The organism is Thalassobius sp. MITS945101 (assembly GCF_047123305.1).
In the GTDB taxonomy this organism is placed as follows: domain Bacteria; phylum Pseudomonadota; class Alphaproteobacteria; order Rhodobacterales; family Rhodobacteraceae; genus Thalassobius.
Genome location: NZ_CP138918.1, coordinates 4101554 through 4117418 on the forward strand (window position 1 = coordinate 4101554; position 15865 = coordinate 4117418).

Here is a 15865-nt window from a genome sequence, read left to right on the forward strand (position 1 = left end):
TCGGTGAACCGCGTCACCCGGTGCCGCGCCGCCAGCGATGCAGGACGTCGCCGCCAATTGCGCGGGTTTCGACCAACCTGTAGCGCGGCGCTTCAGCCAAACGTTCCAGCCCCATCGCCCCGATTCCAGGCAATCCTTCTGCGCCGATCGCCACGCCGGCCGTAAAGCCTATCAGTTCATCTACCAGATCATGCGCCAGCAAAGCGGCAGCCAGCGCGCCGCCGCCTTCGCAGAAAACACGGGTCAATCCCCGCTCTCCCAGCGCCCACAAAGCCGCTGCGGGGTCAATCTGCCCCTGAGACAGCGGGCATGAAATCAGCTCGGCGCCCAGCTCTTGCCAACTGCGCCGCAAAAGCGGGTCCAACTCGGGGCCGTGGCAAATCCAAACTGGTACTTCCCGCGCTGTGCGGGCCAGTTTGCTCATCAAAGGCACATCCAAACGGCGCGACAGGACAACGCGTACGGGCTGCCGCGTCACCCCCAGGTCCCGCACCGTCAGGGAGGGATCGTCTGCCCGCGCCGTGCCTGCGCCGACCATAACGGCGTCATGGTTTGCCCGCAGGGCATGGACATAGCGCCGTGCCTCGGGGCTGGTGATCCACTGGCTTTCGCCTGTGGCCGTGGCGATGCGCCCGTCAAAACTGTTGGCCAGCTTCAGCGTGACAAAAGGACGTCCGGTTTCGACCCGTTGGAAAAAGCCCGCTAGATCCTGTGCGGCCTCCGCCGCCAGCACACCTGTCACAACCGTGATTCCAGCGTCGCGCAGCATCGCAAACCCTTTGCCGGAGACCCGGGGGTCGCTGTCCTCAATCGCGGCCACGACACGGGCAATCCCTGCGTCGATCAGGGCCGAAGCACAGGGCGGGGTTTTCCCGGTATGGGCGCAAGGCTCTAACGTGACATAGGCGGTCGCACCACGCGCCAACGCCCCAGCCTCCGCCAGGGCAACAACCTCTGCATGAGGGCGGCCACCCGGCTGTGTCCAGCCGCGCCCAACAATGCGCCCATCACGCACAACCACACAGCCCACCGCGGGGTTTGGCCAGGTGTTGCCCTGCCCCCGTCGCCCCAAAGACAAAGCCAACGCCATGTAGCGCGCATCCGTGCTCATGTTGTAACGCACCAATCCTAAGATTCGATTAACGGTTCAGTCGTCGGCAGGAATGTCCGGACGCAGCTCCGAAACAAATTTATCGAAATCGTCAGCCGCCTGGAAGTTCTTGTAAACACTGGCAAAACGCACATAGGCCACGGTGTCGATCCGGGCCAGCGCCTCCATCACAATCTCACCGATTGTTTTAGAGGGAATATCCGTCTCGCCCATGCTTTCCAGCCGCCGCACAATGCCCGAGATCATCTGATCAATCCGTTCAGGCTCAACAGGGCGTTTCTGCATCGAAATGCGGATCGAACGCTCCAGCTTGGGGCGGTCGAAATCTTCGCGGCGACCATTGGATTTGATCACCACAAGATCGCGCAGCTGCACCCGTTCATAGGTGGTAAAACGCCCGCCACATGCAGGGCAGAACCGACGCCGACGGATCGACACATGGTCCTCGGCCGGACGTGAATCTTTCACCTGAGTGTCGATATTTCCGCAAAACGGACAACGCATGAAAGGCCCCCTCTTTCTCAGCTCTGCGCGCCTATGGGCATCAACCCATAGTTATCCACAGTTACTATAGGGAGGCCGCTAGGGTTTGGGTAGGGGAAATTCACAACCGCTATGGATTGTTGCCCCCACCCTTATTTTTCTGGTTAATCGAGCAGATTTGTCTCGATCACCGCCTCTGCGTGCAAGGTTTTATGCACCGGACATTTATCGGCAATCTTCAGAATATCCGCCCGCTGCGCATCTGTTAACGCGCCACGCACGTGGATGTCGCGGCGGAAAACATCCCGTTTCTGCCCCGTGCTTTCCATCGCTTCGTGATGGCGTTTGTCGTGGTAAACATCCACCGCCACATGGTCGAGCGGGTAGCCCTTACGCCGCGCATACATGCGGATTGTCATGGTGGTGCATGCACCCAACCCCGCAGACAGATATTGATACGGCGTTGGTCCCAGGTTACTGCCCCCAACCGAAGCGGGCTCATCCGCCAGATAGTGATGCAAACCGGCGATATTCACATCCTGCAGAAACCCAGCACCCTCCGCCTCTGACACATGCACAGCCCCATCGGGCGCAGCCTTGGTCTGAGGCTCCGCCGCAAAATCCACATAGCGCGCCGCCCAGGCCTGAATCGTATCGGCGGCATATTCCGCGTCGCGGGCGCGGGTGATCAGATGATCGGCATCATCCAGCGTGACAAAGCTTTTGGGATGTTTGGCCGCGCCAAAGATCGACGCCGCATTTTCGATCCCAACCACATCATCCAACGGCGCATGCAGCACCAGAAGCGCCTTTTTCATCCCCCCAATCGCGGGCGCCATTTCCTGCGCTGCAATATCCTCCAGAAACTGTTTACAAATCGTGAAGGGACGGCCCGCAAGCTCAACCTCTGCTCCGCCTGCGGCTTCAATCTCTTTGATCTTGCTGCCAAAATTATGTGCCACATGAGACGGATCAAACGGCGCACCAAGCGTGGCAACCGCCCGCGCCGAAGGGATTTTTCCTGCCGCTTTGAGGATCGCCGCCCCGCCAAGGGAATGACCGACCAGCAGTTGCGGTGCGGCAACCCGCTCGGCCAGGGCCTCAGCGGCCAGCACCAGATCGGTCACATTTGTGGTGAAATTGGTGTTGGCAAACTCCCCTTCGGAATGGCCCAGACCGGTGAAATCAAAGCGCAACACCGCCAGCCCCCGCTGCGCCAGTTGCTGCGAAATCCGCCGTGCGGCGGGGATGTCCTTGGAACAGGTGAAGCAATGGGCAAAAAGCGCCGTAGCCGTCACCGGACCCTCCGGCAGATCCAGACGGGCAGACAATTCGCTGCCGTCATGCCCCTGAAAGGTGAAGCGCTGGGTTTTCGATGTGGTCTGAGTTGTCATGGCACGTCCTCCGTTCCCTTCACCATCAAAGGCCGGAGGCACCTGACACAAGGGGGTTCACAGAAACGTGCCCTGTCGAACGGCGGCTGTGAAAATGGTTACAGCCTAGCCCGCTAAGTGTGCCACCACCTGCCGCTGATGCGGCGCGTCGCGGTGTTCGAACAGGTAAATGCCCTGCCAGGTGCCAAGCGCCAAGGCCCCGCCCGAGACTGGAATCGACAGGCTGACCGGCATCATTGCCGCTTTGATATGGGCCGGCATATCGTCCGGGCCTTCGTAAGTGTGGGTCAGATAGGCCATACTGGGGTCTGTCGTGGGCGGAACCAGACGGGCGAAGAAATTGCGCAGATCCACCTGCACTTCGGGATCGGCGTTTTCCTGGATCAGCAGCGAACAGGAGGTATGACGCACAAAGAGGGTTAACAGACCGGTATCGTTCCCCTGTTCGGCAACCCATCGGGCCACCTCGCGGGTGAACTCATAGAGGCCCTGCCCCCGCGTAGGCAAAGTGAACCGGGTTTGCGACGGCATGGAATTTCAGCCTCCGATCAGCGCTTTGAGGGTGGGCAGCAAGGCCGCCGCCACAATTCCGACAACCGCCCCCAGTGCCAGTCGCGGCACCATACCGCCCAGCGACGGGGCAAAGAGGCTGAGTAGGCCGCAGATCACGGCATAGAAGACAAGCGCGATAGGATCCATAGCACCAGCCTAGCAGCGACCACGTGATTAGCCAAACACCCCGTCGCCCATCTGATCAATAAAGGCCTGCGCCTTCAGCAGGCTGATGCGTTTGGCCTCTTCTTCGGTCGGCACCGTATCGGCACGGATCATCCGGTGGGATTTCAGCTCACCACCGATTTCTTTTTCGATCAACGCCCCGATGCGGAACCCGCCCTGATCCGGCGTCGGTTCAGGGAAGATCACAAAACCTTTGTAGTCCTCCGGCACAGTCTTGGACTTTTTGCCGTCACCGGATTTGCCACCGAAGAGTTTGGAGAAAAGGGACATTTCGCACCCGCTGGTCTGAATTTATGCTTACCCCTTAGTCTGGAGTGTACACATCAGATGCGCAAGAGCGGTCAGATAAACCGGTGACGTTCCGCTTTGAAAAAGGGCACCAGCTCGGCGCGAAGAGCCGCAACTTTGGCCGAGGCCCAAAGATCGCGGTGCGCCACCAGCCAGATCTCAGGGTAAGGTTGCGGCGGCAACAGATCGATCTGCCTCAGCCCCAAGGCGCGGCCCAGAAACAAAGGCATCCGCACCACCCCCAAACCCGCCTGCGCAGCGCCCGCCATCGCGACCATATCGTCAAAGACCATGTGGATGCGTGACAGCGGGTGATGCTGGCGGACATGAGGGGGCAGGTCCGCCATCCCCTCATAGACCAACCAGTCTATCGGCAAGTCCGTATGTTGCGAGATGTGATCGGCATAGGTCGCACTGGCAAAAGAGGCCGAGGCCTGCTCGACCAGACGGCGGCCTTTCAGCGTGTCGCCCGGATCCCGACTGATGCGCAGCGCGATGTCGGCTTCGCGCCGGTTCAGGTCCAGCAAATCGTTGGAGGCGCGCAGCTTCAGCTGAATCTCCGGGTATTTCGCGGTGAAAGCCTTTAGGGCCGGGCCCAGCACATGGGCAATCAACAACTGTGGTGCCGTGACCACCAAAGGACCGCTAAGCCGTTGATCCTGACCAGACAGCCCGCGCAGCAAGTCATCTGCGGCAGCCTCCATCTCGGCCGCCTTGGCGCCGATCTGCTGCGCCACCTCTGTGGGGCGATAGCCATCCGCCGTGCGCTCAAACACCGGCAAGTCCAGCGCCCGCTCAACCCGCGCAATGCGCCGCGCCACGGTGGTGTAATTGACGCCAAGCTGCGCCCCTGCCTCGGCCAGAGTGCCATGCCGCACAAGCGCCAGCACCGTGCGCAGATCGTCCCAGTGTAGATCGTCCCAGTGTAGATCGTCATAAGTTTTCATATATGCGTTGTCGCATACGCCAGGTGCAAAGTCGCGCGTTTTCGCCTGCCGCCTCTACCCCCATCTTGGCCCTATCAACCCAAAAGGAACAGCAAGATGATCTACGCCTACGCAAAACTCACTGTAACCAATCCCGATGCCCTGAACGCCTACCGCGAGAAAGCGGCCGAGGCGCTCGCCCGCCATGGCGGCAAAGTGGAAAGCGCCAGCAAGGATTTCACCGTGCTGGACGGCAGCCCCGACCAGCCGGACACTGCCGCGCTGCTGTCCTTCCCTGACCGCGCTGCGGCAATGGCCTGGGCCAATGACCCCGACCTTGCCGCCCTGCACGAGCTGCGCCGCAGCGCTGGTGGGTCAGACATTTTGTTGCTGGGCTAAGCGACAGACACCCCATTCCGCCTCCGGCGGGAATATTTGGACCAAGAAGAAAGCCGATTTCTGCTTGGCGAAAATATCCTGGGGGTGAATGGGGGCAAAATCCTATTTTGGCCACAGAGGGGGCAAAGCCCTCTCCCCCGCGACCCGGCCAAACAAAAAAGAGCGCCCCAAGGGGCGCTCTATTCATGTGAGTTAAGAAGTTTACTGATCCAAGAAACTGCGCAGCTTGCGCGACCGGCTGGGGTGTTTCAGTTTTCGTAGCGCTTTGGCTTCGATCTGACGGATCCGTTCGCGGGTCACCGAGAACTGCTGCCCCACCTCTTCCAGCGTGTGGTCGGTGTTCATGCCGATGCCAAAACGCATCCGCAGCACCCGTTCCTCACGCGGGGTGAGCGAGGCCAAAACCCGGGTGGTGGTTTCTTTCAGGTTTTCCTGAATGGCCGAATCCAGTGGCAGCACCGCGTTCTTGTCCTCGATGAAATCGCCCAGCTGGCTGTCTTCCTCGTCCCCGATCGGGGTTTCGAGCGAGATCGGCTCCTTGGCGATTTTCATCACCTTGCGGACCTTTTCCAGCGGCATCTGCAGCTTTTCCGCCAGTTCTTCTGGCGTCGGCTCACGGCCGATCTCATGCAGCATCTGACGGCCGGTCCGCACCAGCTTGTTGATCGTTTCGATCATATGCACCGGAATACGGATGGTCCGGGCCTGATCCGCAATCGAGCGGGTGATGGCCTGACGGATCCACCAGGTAGCATAGGTCGAGAATTTGTAGCCGCGGCGGTATTCGAACTTATCCACCGCCTTCATCAGGCCGATGTTGCCTTCCTGGATGAGGTCCAGGAACTGCAGACCCCGGTTGGTGTATTTCTTGGCGATCGAGATCACCAGACGCAGGTTGGCCTCGACCATCTCTTTCTTAGCCTGACGGGCTTCTTTCTCACCCTTCTGGACCTGCGCCACGATGCGGCGGAATTCGGGGATGTCCAGACCGACATATTGGCCGACCTGGGCCATATCGTTGCGCAGACCTTCGACCTTGTCGGTCGAGCGTTCAATGAACATCTGCCAGCCACGGCCCGGCTTTTCAGCCATGCGGTCCAGCCAGGTCGGGTCCAGTTCGGCGCCACGATAAGCTTCGATAAACTCACGGCGGTTGATCCGGGCCTGATCGGCCAGTTTCACCATCGAGCTGTCGATCGACATGATACGGCGGTTGATGCCGTAGAGCTGGTCAATCAGCGCCTCGATCCGGTTGTTGTGCAGGTGCAGACCGTTCACCAGTTCCACAATTTCCGACCGCAGTTTCTGGTACCGCGCCTCATCCTCTTCGGAGAAGCTGCCGTCCTCATTCAGTGTGGCGGAAATCCGGGCGTCCTGCATTTCGGACAGGATTTCAAAATCTTCGGCGATGTTGTTGAGGGTGTCGAGCACACGCTGTTTCAGCGCCGCTTCCATCGCGGCCAGCGACATGTTGGCCTGTTCGTCCTCATCATCGTCGTCATCGTCGCTGCGGATCGGATTGCCGTCTGCGTCGTATTCCTGCTTTTCCTCTTTCTGAGCCGGCTGGCCAGAGGGGGCGGTTGCGACATTGGCGGCAGAGACAATGCCCTCTTCTTCCTCGTCTTCCCCCATCGTGTTGCCGAAGGTGGTTTCGAGGTCGATCACATCGCGGAGCAGAATGTCTTCGGACAGAAGTTCGTCGCGCCAGATGGTGATCGCCTGGAAGGTCAGCGGGCTTTCGCAGAGGCCCAGGATCATGGTGTTGCGGCCGGCTTCGATCCGTTTCGCAATCGCAATTTCGCCTTCACGCGACAGCAGCTCAACCGAGCCCATTTCGCGCAGGTACATCCGCACCGGGTCATCGGTGCGGTCCAGCTTCTCGGTGGTGCCAGAAGACAGGGCCACTTCACCCTTGTTGGAAGAGACATCTACCACAGCGGTGGTTTTCTGCTCTTCGTCTTCGGCCTCTTCATCCTCAATGATGTTGATGCCCATTTCGGACAGCATCGACATCACATCTTCGATCTGTTCCGAAGACACCTGATCCGGCGGCAGAACCTGGTTCAGCTGGTCGTAGGTGATATAGCCCCGTTCCCGCGCCTCAGCGATCATGCGCTTAACGGCGGCCTGGCTCATGTCCAGGGAAACCTCAGCGTCCTGATCGTCGGGCTTGCGGTCTTCGGTGTCTTTGGCAGCCATGTAACTCTCCATGCAGGCGGACGCATCGGGGCGTGTGATTCGGTTAAAGCGAATCAATAACGTGATTCCGTGATTCGGAAACCCGTTTACCCCGAATTTCTTCCGTTTTCTTCACCAAAACGCACGGTGCTAGCGTCTGGAGAAGTTGATTTTGTCCAAAATAGCGTCGAACGCATCCCGTTCGTCGCGGTTGATTCGCGCCCCGTTGTCGCCAACGTCGTAATGGGCGCGGTCCTCTTGTTCGCTGCGTAGGGCGCGGTTCTTGGTTTCAGCGGCCTGATGCAGGCGGCGGGTCAGCGTGTCATCTTCGCTGACGGCCAGCTCTTCCTCAGCTTCTTCGATCTCGGCGTTCAGCCCCTTGTCGGCCTGCAGCTTGGCAAACTCCTCGGCCAGCGACATCCGCACGGTTTCCAGATCACCGGCGCGACGGACCGAGGGCGCAATGGCCACATGGGGCAGCGCAAACAGGCTTTCAAGGGCATAGGGGCCCAGCGCATCAAAAACGCGGCCCTCTACGTCGCCCAACTGGTTGGTGTCACAGCAATCCAGCAACAGATCGCGGATCTGGGTGCGTTCAAAATCAGAACATTCCATCCGCTCCAGCTGGGTGTCGAACTCCAACAACAGATCAGGGGTACGGATCAGGCTGGCCAGGATCACCGCTTCGCGCAGACGGCCGTCCGCCCCCTCACCTGCGGCGACCAGCATCGAGGATTTGGTGCTGGCCAGCGGCGCAGGATCAAAGCCCCCCTTGCGGAAGCCCGGCTGGAACTTTGCACGGCCCTCACGGAAGCCACCGGCTTTGCCCCCTTGAGGCTGGAAATCGCGGCGACGGTTTTGCCCAAACAATTCCCAGCGTAGATCCTTGATCGCCAGCCCGTAGTGTTCACGGATCGACGGATCGCGGATCAGCTTGATCTTTTCACGCAGAGACTTGTCCAGCGCCGCTTTGCGTTCGGGGCTGTCAAAGACCTTGTCCTCGGTCTCGCGCCGCCACAACAGATCCACCATCGGAATGGCACTGTTGAGGATCTCCTGCAGTTTTTGCGGCCCTTCCTGCCGGATCAGATCGTCGGGATCCTTGCCTTCGGGCATCAGGGCAAACCGCAGAGATTTTCCAGCCTCCAACAGCGGCAATGCCAGATCAATCACCCGCATCGCGGCACGCAGACCGGCGGTGTCACCATCCAGCGCGATGATCGGTTCGGGCGCGATCCGCCACAGAAGATGCAGCTGGTTTTCGGTGATCGCTGTGCCCAGCGGCGCAACCGAGGCGCCAAAGCCGCCTTCAGCCAGCGCAATCACATCCATATAGCCTTCGGCCACGATCAGCGGCTGACCTTTTCCAGCGGCCTCACGGGCGGGGCCGTGGTGATACAAGTTGCGGCCTTTATCAAACAGCTCGGTCTCTGGGCTGTTGAGGTATTTGGCGTTGTCATTGGGGTCCATCGCCCGCCCGCCAAAGGCAATGCAGCGGCCCCGGGGATCGCGAATGGGGAACATGATGCGGTTGCGAAAGACGTCATAGGGCTTCTTGCCCTTGTTCGACGGCTTCGCCAGCCCGGCCCCCAGGATCAAGTCCTCCGCCACACCCTTGCCGCGCAGATGGTCCCACAGGTTCTGCCAGCCCTCTGGGGCAAAGCCAATCTCGAACCGGTCCTGCGTCTGCGGCCCCAGTCCACGTTTTTGCAGATAGGTGCGGGCATCGCCGGCCACGCCACGGCTCATCTGCAAGCGGAAGAACTGCACCGCCATGTCCATGACTTCGGCCAGCTGGGTGCGTTTGTCTGCCTTCTGTTGCGCCCGCGCGTCGCGTTTGGGCATCGGCATGCCAGCTTCGCGCGCCAGGATTTCGACCGCTTCCATGAATTCCACATTCTCGGTTTCGCGGACAAAGCTGATGGCGTCCCCTTTGGCATGGCAGCCAAAGCAGTAGTAGTACCCTTTGCGGTCATCGACGTGGAAAGAGGCGGATTTTTCCTGATGGAAGGGGCATGGTGCCCACATGTCGCCCTTGCCCTGATTGGACTTGCGCATGTCCCACATGACTTTGCGCCCAACCACCTGCGCAATGCTGGTGCGGGTCCGCAACTCATCAAGGAATCCGGAGGGCAAGCTCATGGGTCTAACTATAGCGGTCGGGGGCGCACAGGCAATCGCTGAACGCAGCGGATCAGGACTGGGTTAATTCCGGGTTGGTTCTGGCGGCAGGCGTTAGCCGGAGAACTGGCTGCAAGCCATTTCGAAGGCCACGGCGGTCTGATCACCCAGCTGTTCTTCGGGCAGCTGATAAACCCAGTTGACCAGCAGATCGACATGGCTCTCGGCGGCGGTGCCGGCAATCTCATCATCTTTCAGAACCAGTTTGCGCGCCCGTTTCTCTCGTTTGTCTTCCAACCGCAGTTCAACCGCCTTGGTCACCACAGCGGCCTGCGCTGCGCAGCGGGCGGCGCGCTGCTCTTCGGTTTCCGCGGCCATCGTTGCCGTGCCCGAGACGAGGACGCAGGTCACGCTCAACGAGAAAAAAATGCGTTTCATGTGCGAAAACTCCTCAGATACAGGCGGCGGCAAGATGAAATGGACCGAGAGATAGATGCCAATTTGGCTGCTCTGACGCAAGCCCCTGATCGCGGTGGTCGCGGCAACAGGCCCTGCCCGCCTGGGTGCCATGACGTGCAGAGAGACGGCCAATTCCCTGCCGGTCCGCCCGCAGCAAAACTTTAGCAATCGATACAAAAAAGCGCCGCAGCTCAGCGCATTAGGCGCAATCCGGAAACAATCCCACAGCAATTCCAAGCATTGCAATCAAGCTTTGAACAAGAACCCCAGCATTGCCCATGCCATGCCTTTTTTTGGCCCCGTTTCCCCGCCAAAGCGGAAGCAGTGAAAATTTACGCTCTGCCGACTGCGGCCTTGTTTTCAAGGTCGCCTGCACCCGGGGGTCTAAAATGGGGACAGTGTCGGTCGTTTGTTTGTCAGAGGTAAGAGCAATGAAAAAACGAATTGGTGTGCCCAAAAGGCCCGACGCGCCCGCATTGCGTCGTTTTCCGGTCGGCTGTTTCAGCCGGTTTTACCGGGACGAAAGCGGTGCCGTTGTGCTGTTTTCCGTATTCATGTTTCTATGTATGTTGATGGTCGGCGGTGTCGGCATTGACCTGATGCGCTATGAGCGCGACCGGTCAGCGCTACAAGCCACCCTGGACCGCGCCGTTCTGGCCGCGGCCGACCTCGACCAGACCCGCCCGCCCGAAGAAGTGGTCCGTGACTACTTCGACAAGGCCGGGGTTGGCGCCTACCTGTCCAGTATCACCGTGGATGAGGGGATCGGCTATCGCTCGGTCCATGCCACAGCGGAGACAACGCTGGACACCTATTTCATGAAACTGATCGACATCAACACGCTGACCGCCCCGGCCATTGGCCAGGCGGAAGAGCGGATCGACGGCATTGAAATTTCGCTGGTGCTGGACGTCTCGGGCTCGATGAACTCGAACTCGCGCCTGACCCGTCTGCGGCCCGCCGCAAAATCCTTTGTGGACACGGTTCTGGCCTCCGCACAAGAGGGCAACGTCTACATTTCGGTTGTGCCCTACGCGACGCAGGTCGGTGTCGGACAAAGCCTGCTGGACCGGTATTCGGTCACCAATGAACACAGCTACTCCCACTGCGTGAACTTTGACGGCACCGATTTCGACACCACGGAGATCGACCCGCTGGTGACGCTGGACCGCACGGCACATTTCGACCCTTGGTATCACCGCGAATTGTCTGAAGACTCCGAGTCGAGCTTTGGCCGGGTCTGCCCCGTCGCATCCCACCAGCAGATCCTACCGTTTTCGAACACTCAGACCGATCTGCACAACTACATCGACAGCCTGACCGCCTGGGGCAACACCTCGATCGATGTTGGGATGAAGTGGGGCACCGCGCTGCTGGATCCCTCTACTCAGCCGATCCTGAGCGACATGATTCTGGATGGTGAAGCAGACATCGCCTTTGAAGGACGCCCACATGCGTTCAACGAAAGCTCAACCCTGAAGGTTGTGGTGCTAATGACCGATGGTCAGAACACCAGCCAGTATTTTATCAACGACGGTTACAAATCCGGCGACAGCTACGTCTGGTACAACGCGGAGGAAAACCGCTACTCCATTCAGGATGGCAGCTGGTACTGGTGGCCAACCACCGAAAGCTGGGAAGACCACCCCTACGGCAATGGCACTTATCAGGATTGCTTCTGGAAGTGGAACAACAAGAAGAGCAAATGGGTCTGGAAATGCAAGAACCGCGATGAACCCGGCACCGCCGTGCGTCTGACCTATCCCGAGCTTTGGAACCGCGCATCTCTGGAATGGAACGTCGAGGAAAACTACACCTTTGACGGCAACCGCTGGAACAACTGGTACTACAACGTGCGCAATTACTACGGCTCGGACACCAAAGATGCCCGCACCGACGCGATCTGTACTGCCGCCAAAAACCAGGGGATCGTGATCTTCACCGTTGGCTTTGAAGCGCCGGATCGTGGTCAACGTGTGCTGCAGGCCTGCGCCTCCTCGGACAGCCACCATTTTGACGTGGACGGTCTGGCCATTGACGATGCTTTCGCTTCGATTGCGGCGTCGATCCGGAAACTGAGGCTGGTCCAATGATGGGGCTGCGTCACTTCCTCCGCCACTTCCGCCGGTCAGAAGACGGGACCGCGACGATGGAATTTGTCATCGTGTTCCCGATCTTCATGCTGATCCTGGGCTCGTCCTTCGAGATTGGCACCATGACCATCCGCGAAACCATGCTGGAGCGCGCTGTGGACATGACCATTCGCGACATCCGTCTGGGCACCGGCACCGCGCCGCAACATGATGAGCTGAAAACCCTGATCTGCGACCGCGCGCCGATCCTGCATGACTGCACCGACAAGCTGCGTCTGGAGATGATCCAACTGGACCCACGGGCCTGGGTGTCACCCCCCGACAACGCTGACTGCACTGACGCCAGCCGCGATGTGGAACCTGTGCGCCAGTTCACCCACGGGCAGGAGAACGAAATGATGCTGCTGCGGGTCTGCATGAAGGTGAAACCTGTGTTCCCGACCACCGGTCTGGGCAAGATGCTGGAAAAAGACGGCGCGGGTGACTACGCGCTTGTGGCCAAAACCGCCTTTGTACAGGAGCCGCGCTGATGGATATTGTGAACGCTCTGCGCACCCGCCTGCACCGTGGCCTCAGAGGCTTTGCCAAAGATGCCAGTGGCTCCATCGCGGTCGAAGCCGTGGTCATGCTGCCCATTATGCTGTGGGTCTTTCTGGCCAGCTTCGTCTACTTTGATGCCTTCCGTCAAAGTGCGGTGAACCTGAAAGCGGCCAACACGATCGGCGACATGCTGAGCCGGGAAACCGCTGCGGTGAACGATGATTATGTCAGCTCGATGCATTCGCTGATGGTATTCTTGACCAAGAAAGACGCTGATCCGGCGCTGCGGATCTCGGTGGCAATGTGGGACGAAGAGGACGACATGTATCGTCTCGACTGGTCCGAAGGCCGTGGCAACCGTCCCGGCATGACCGAATCCGAGCTGAACGCGATGCGTGACCGCCTGCCGATCCTGCCCGACAACGAGCGGATCATTCTGGTGGAAACCTGGAGCACCTACAAACCGGCCTTTAACGTCGGCCTGAAGCAGGATGAGCTTTATAACCGGATCTTCACCAGCCCGCGTTTTGCGCCCCAGGTGGCCTGGGCCGACTGATCCGCAGACCCTCTCAAAACCAAAAGGCCGGAGCAAATGCTCCGGCCTTTTTTAGGCGCTGGATCCGGATCATTTCTCCGAAATCAGAACCTGCAGAATTTCCGCCATCACCTTGGTCTGATTGCCCGGTGTGACACCGCCAACCCCAACCCGGCGGCCCAGACGCCACCACAGGCCCGGCCGCCAGACACGCCCCTGCCCTTCGCTCAACCGCAGCATAAAGCCATTGGAGGGTTTGAAGGCAAAAGCGCCGCGGTCCACCCGTTCAATGACCTCAATCGGCGCAATCACGGTGCCGTCACCGTCACGCAGACCGGCACGCGTCAGCTCAACGGTGGATCCGGTGCCACGGTGCATCTTCAGGGCCAGCGCAATCGACAGCGCCCCAAGACCAATCACAAAGACCTGCAACAGGAAGCTCTGCGGTGGCGCTGAAAAGCCAAAATGCACCAGCAAAACCCCCAGAAAGGCCAGCATCCCCAAAGCCAGCCAGCGGCGGGGTGCGGACACGGTCACCGTGGCCAGAATTTCGTTCATGTCGGTGTCTTGGGCCATTGGGATCTCCGGTTGCGCTCCGAAACGGGTTTTTGCGCTCTTACCGTCTTGACAGTCAAATGGCGAGTCTTCTGGCGCCACCGACCCTTTCAAGGCCCAACTTCTCGAAACTAAATCGGCTCAGTCGTCATAAATTGCTTACAAAAACTTCACAATTTTTAGTTGAACAAAGCTCCTTCACACGCCGTTAACCATAACGGGCTGCGAAGAGCGCTGCGCCGGTACCGGCGCCCGGCTGCACCGGACCCAGCACTATGTGGCTCAACCGATTTTCGTGTTGTGATTTAACGAGTCAAAGGACCCGATATGAAACTCTCCCTCAAAGGTCAGATCTCCGCCGCATTCGGCCTGCTGGCCGCGATGTTCGTTGCAATGGGGCTCTTTAGCCTCAGTGACTTACAAGCCGTGAAACGAAGCAGCGAAGAAATTGTTCGCAAGAACTTTGAAACCCTGCGACTGATTGATCAGATCGCAGCAACGCAGGACAAGATTCAAACAGAAATCAGAACTTATATTCTGGTAGGCACCAAAGAAGAGCGCAAAGAGCTCAAAATCCGCCTCAAGGCTCTAGCGCAGCAAAAAGAAGAAAAAATCCTCAACGCTCAAGCGATTGCTTCCGGCAACACAGCCGATTTTCTGTCGGAATACCTCGAGATGAAAACAGCCATCGACCTGGCCAACAAAAAGGTCATGCAAGACCTTCTGTTTGGCGCCAAGACCAAAGCTTCCGGCCGATTGGTTGAGGCAGACAAGGCATTTGTCCAGCCCATGAATGTTCTCCTGGCCAAGATCGAGGACGAAGAAACGGCGAAGATGTATGATGCCCTCAACGCCGCAGACGTTGCCTATCAAGCAACCCGTCGCCACATCTTTCTGCTGATCGGCAGCGCAATTGCGTTCAGTGTGTTTGTAGGGTGGCGGGTTGCGGCAACCCTGCAGCGGGGTCTCAGCCGCGCCGCCCATCAAGCAGCGCAAGTGGCCTCTGGCAACCTCACCCAATCCGATGATCACGGATTGAGGAATGAAATTGGCACTGTGCTGGATCTGCTCAATGGCATGACCGCCAGCCTGCGCGGGCTGGTCAAGGACGTCGACACCGGCGCCACGCATGTCACGGAGGGTGCCTCTCACCTGGCGAAAACCGCGGTGACCCTTGAGGCCAATACACAAGAGCAACGCACTGCCGTCGAAAACGTTGTCAGCTTCGTCACTGAAATGCAGGCAAATGTCGCCCAGACTGCAGCGGGGGCTCAGGCCACTCAGGACAAGGCACATGTGACAGCCCGCAATGCGCGGAACGGGGCGAACGCCGTGATCGCGGCGGTCACCGATATGGCCTCTATTGTGGACCGCATCCAAATCATTCAAGAAATCGCCCGCCAGACCGACCTCCTGGCCCTGAATGCCGCCGTCGAAGCGGCCCGTGCAGGGGAACATGGCCGGGGCTTTGCTGTGGTGGCAATCGAGGTCCGCAAATTGGCCGAACAGGCACAAGACGCCGCATCGGAAATCAGCACCTTAACCTCTGGAACAATGCAGAACGCGCAGGACGCGCGCCAACGTCTTGAAGTGCTGGTGCCAGAAATCGAAGAAACCGCTGCGCTCGTAAGCGACATGGCCGCCTCTAACAACGAGATCGCCGTCGGTATGGCGCAGGTCGATCAGGCCATCACCCGCCTTGATCGCAACATTCAGTCGAACAGTGCAGCGTCCGAAAACATGTCGGCAACAGCCGAGATACTGGCGACTCAGGCTCATGCGCTGGAGGCGGTTATTGGAACCTTTCGCCTAGACGAAATCGACGAAGCTGTGTCCGTTGCTGCCCCTACAGATCCAGACGGCCAACCTGTGCAAGGCGAAGCGACAAAATCTGACGGCGCCCAGCCGCATAAGGGTGAAGCCGAAGCAACCTCCGCTGCGCAACCTGCCGGGTCCGGCACTACCTCTTCAGAAACAGCTGTCGCCAAAGCCGCCTAAAAGTCCACTTTGCAAAAGATCATCGCCTTACCAGGCGGTGATCCGGC

16 protein-coding genes are annotated in these 15865 nt (G+C 59.2%); 5 read left to right on the forward strand and 11 right to left on the reverse strand.

The features are described from left to right. Positions 1-13 precede the first annotated feature (13 nt). The 7 genes from ribD to SIC14_RS20080 form a co-directional block, all read right to left on the reverse strand. Positions 14-1111 carry a bifunctional diaminohydroxyphosphoribosylaminopyrimidine deaminase/5-amino-6-(5-phosphoribosylamino)uracil reductase RibD gene (gene ribD / locus SIC14_RS20050; RefSeq protein ID WP_412563672.1) on the reverse strand — a complete coding sequence of 366 codons (1098 nt, stop codon included), beginning with the start codon at positions 1109-1111 and terminating at the stop codon, positions 14-16. A 36-nt stretch (positions 1112-1147) separates the two neighbouring features. Continuing rightward, positions 1148-1615 carry a transcriptional regulator NrdR gene (nrdR, locus tag SIC14_RS20055; RefSeq protein WP_412563673.1) on the reverse strand — a complete coding sequence of 156 codons (468 nt, stop codon included), beginning with the start codon at positions 1613-1615 and terminating at the stop codon, positions 1148-1150. A 143-nt stretch (positions 1616-1758) separates the two neighbouring features. Beyond that, on the reverse strand, positions 1759-2988 hold the full coding sequence (locus tag SIC14_RS20060; RefSeq protein WP_412563674.1) for an alpha/beta fold hydrolase: 1230 nt from the start codon (positions 2986-2988) through the stop codon (positions 1759-1761). A gap of 105 nt (positions 2989-3093) precedes the next feature. Next, on the reverse strand, positions 3094-3519 hold the full coding sequence (locus tag SIC14_RS20065) for a secondary thiamine-phosphate synthase enzyme YjbQ (protein ID WP_412563675.1): 426 nt from the start codon (positions 3517-3519) through the stop codon (positions 3094-3096). Positions 3520-3525: 6 nt separating this feature from the next. Then, positions 3526-3687, reverse strand: a complete 162-nt coding sequence (locus SIC14_RS20070) for a hypothetical protein (protein ID WP_412563676.1) — start codon at positions 3685-3687, stop codon at positions 3526-3528. Between the two features lie 27 nt (positions 3688-3714). Continuing rightward, positions 3715-3996: an HlyU family transcriptional regulator gene (locus SIC14_RS20075; RefSeq protein WP_412563677.1), complete on the reverse strand. Its 282-nt coding sequence runs from the start codon at positions 3994-3996 to the stop codon at positions 3715-3717. Between the two features lie 71 nt (positions 3997-4067). Further along, the gene (locus tag SIC14_RS20080) at positions 4068-4961 is read right to left on the reverse strand and encodes a LysR family transcriptional regulator (protein ID WP_412563678.1); all 894 of its coding nucleotides are present in this window, start codon (positions 4959-4961) and stop codon (positions 4068-4070) included. Between the two features lie 96 nt (positions 4962-5057). Between SIC14_RS20080 and SIC14_RS20085 the strand changes: the two genes are divergently transcribed. Beyond that, the gene (locus SIC14_RS20085) at positions 5058-5339 is read left to right on the forward strand and encodes a DUF1330 domain-containing protein (RefSeq protein ID WP_412563679.1); all 282 of its coding nucleotides are present in this window, start codon (positions 5058-5060) and stop codon (positions 5337-5339) included. A 201-nt stretch (positions 5340-5540) separates the two neighbouring features. On the opposite strand, the gene rpoD is transcribed toward SIC14_RS20085, so the two are convergent. The 3 genes from rpoD to SIC14_RS20100 all read right to left on the reverse strand — a co-directional run bounded on the left by rpoD (position 5541) and on the right by SIC14_RS20100 (position 10076). After that, a complete protein-coding gene (rpoD, locus tag SIC14_RS20090; protein ID WP_412563680.1) occupies positions 5541-7538 on the reverse strand; it encodes an RNA polymerase sigma factor RpoD in 1998 nt (665 codons plus the stop codon). 129 nt (positions 7539-7667) lie between these two features. Further along, a complete protein-coding gene (gene dnaG, locus SIC14_RS20095) occupies positions 7668-9659 on the reverse strand; it encodes a DNA primase (RefSeq protein ID WP_412563681.1) in 1992 nt (663 codons plus the stop codon). A gap of 93 nt (positions 9660-9752) precedes the next feature. After that, positions 9753-10076, reverse strand: coding sequence for a hypothetical protein (locus tag SIC14_RS20100; RefSeq protein ID WP_412563682.1), 324 nt, complete (start codon positions 10074-10076; stop codon positions 9753-9755). Between the two features lie 452 nt (positions 10077-10528). Between SIC14_RS20100 and SIC14_RS20105 the strand changes: the two genes are divergently transcribed. Genes SIC14_RS20105 through SIC14_RS20115 form a run of 3 tightly spaced genes read left to right on the forward strand, consistent with a single transcriptional unit; the run spans position 10529 to position 13286 of the window. After that, a complete protein-coding gene (locus SIC14_RS20105; protein ID WP_412563683.1) occupies positions 10529-12190 on the forward strand; it encodes a TadE/TadG family type IV pilus assembly protein in 1662 nt (553 codons plus the stop codon). A 56-nt stretch (positions 12191-12246) separates the two neighbouring features. After that, positions 12247-12720 carry a TadE/TadG family type IV pilus assembly protein gene (locus SIC14_RS20110; protein WP_412563684.1) on the forward strand — a complete coding sequence of 158 codons (474 nt, stop codon included), beginning with the start codon at positions 12247-12249 and terminating at the stop codon, positions 12718-12720. After that, positions 12720-13286 (forward strand): TadE/TadG family type IV pilus assembly protein, encoded by a 567-nt coding sequence (locus tag SIC14_RS20115; protein ID WP_412563685.1) that lies wholly within the window; start codon positions 12720-12722, stop codon positions 13284-13286. The genes SIC14_RS20110 and SIC14_RS20115 overlap by 1 nt, the downstream gene beginning before the upstream one ends. Before the next feature lie 69 nt (positions 13287-13355). On the opposite strand, the gene SIC14_RS20120 is transcribed toward SIC14_RS20115, so the two are convergent. Next, positions 13356-13841: a hypothetical protein gene (locus SIC14_RS20120; protein WP_412563686.1), complete on the reverse strand. Its 486-nt coding sequence runs from the start codon at positions 13839-13841 to the stop codon at positions 13356-13358. A 306-nt stretch (positions 13842-14147) separates the two neighbouring features. On the opposite strand from SIC14_RS20120, the gene SIC14_RS20125 reads away from it, so the two are divergent. Then, positions 14148-15818 (forward strand): methyl-accepting chemotaxis protein, encoded by a 1671-nt coding sequence (locus SIC14_RS20125; protein WP_412563687.1) that lies wholly within the window; start codon positions 14148-14150, stop codon positions 15816-15818. Positions 15819-15865: the final 47 nt, after the last annotated feature.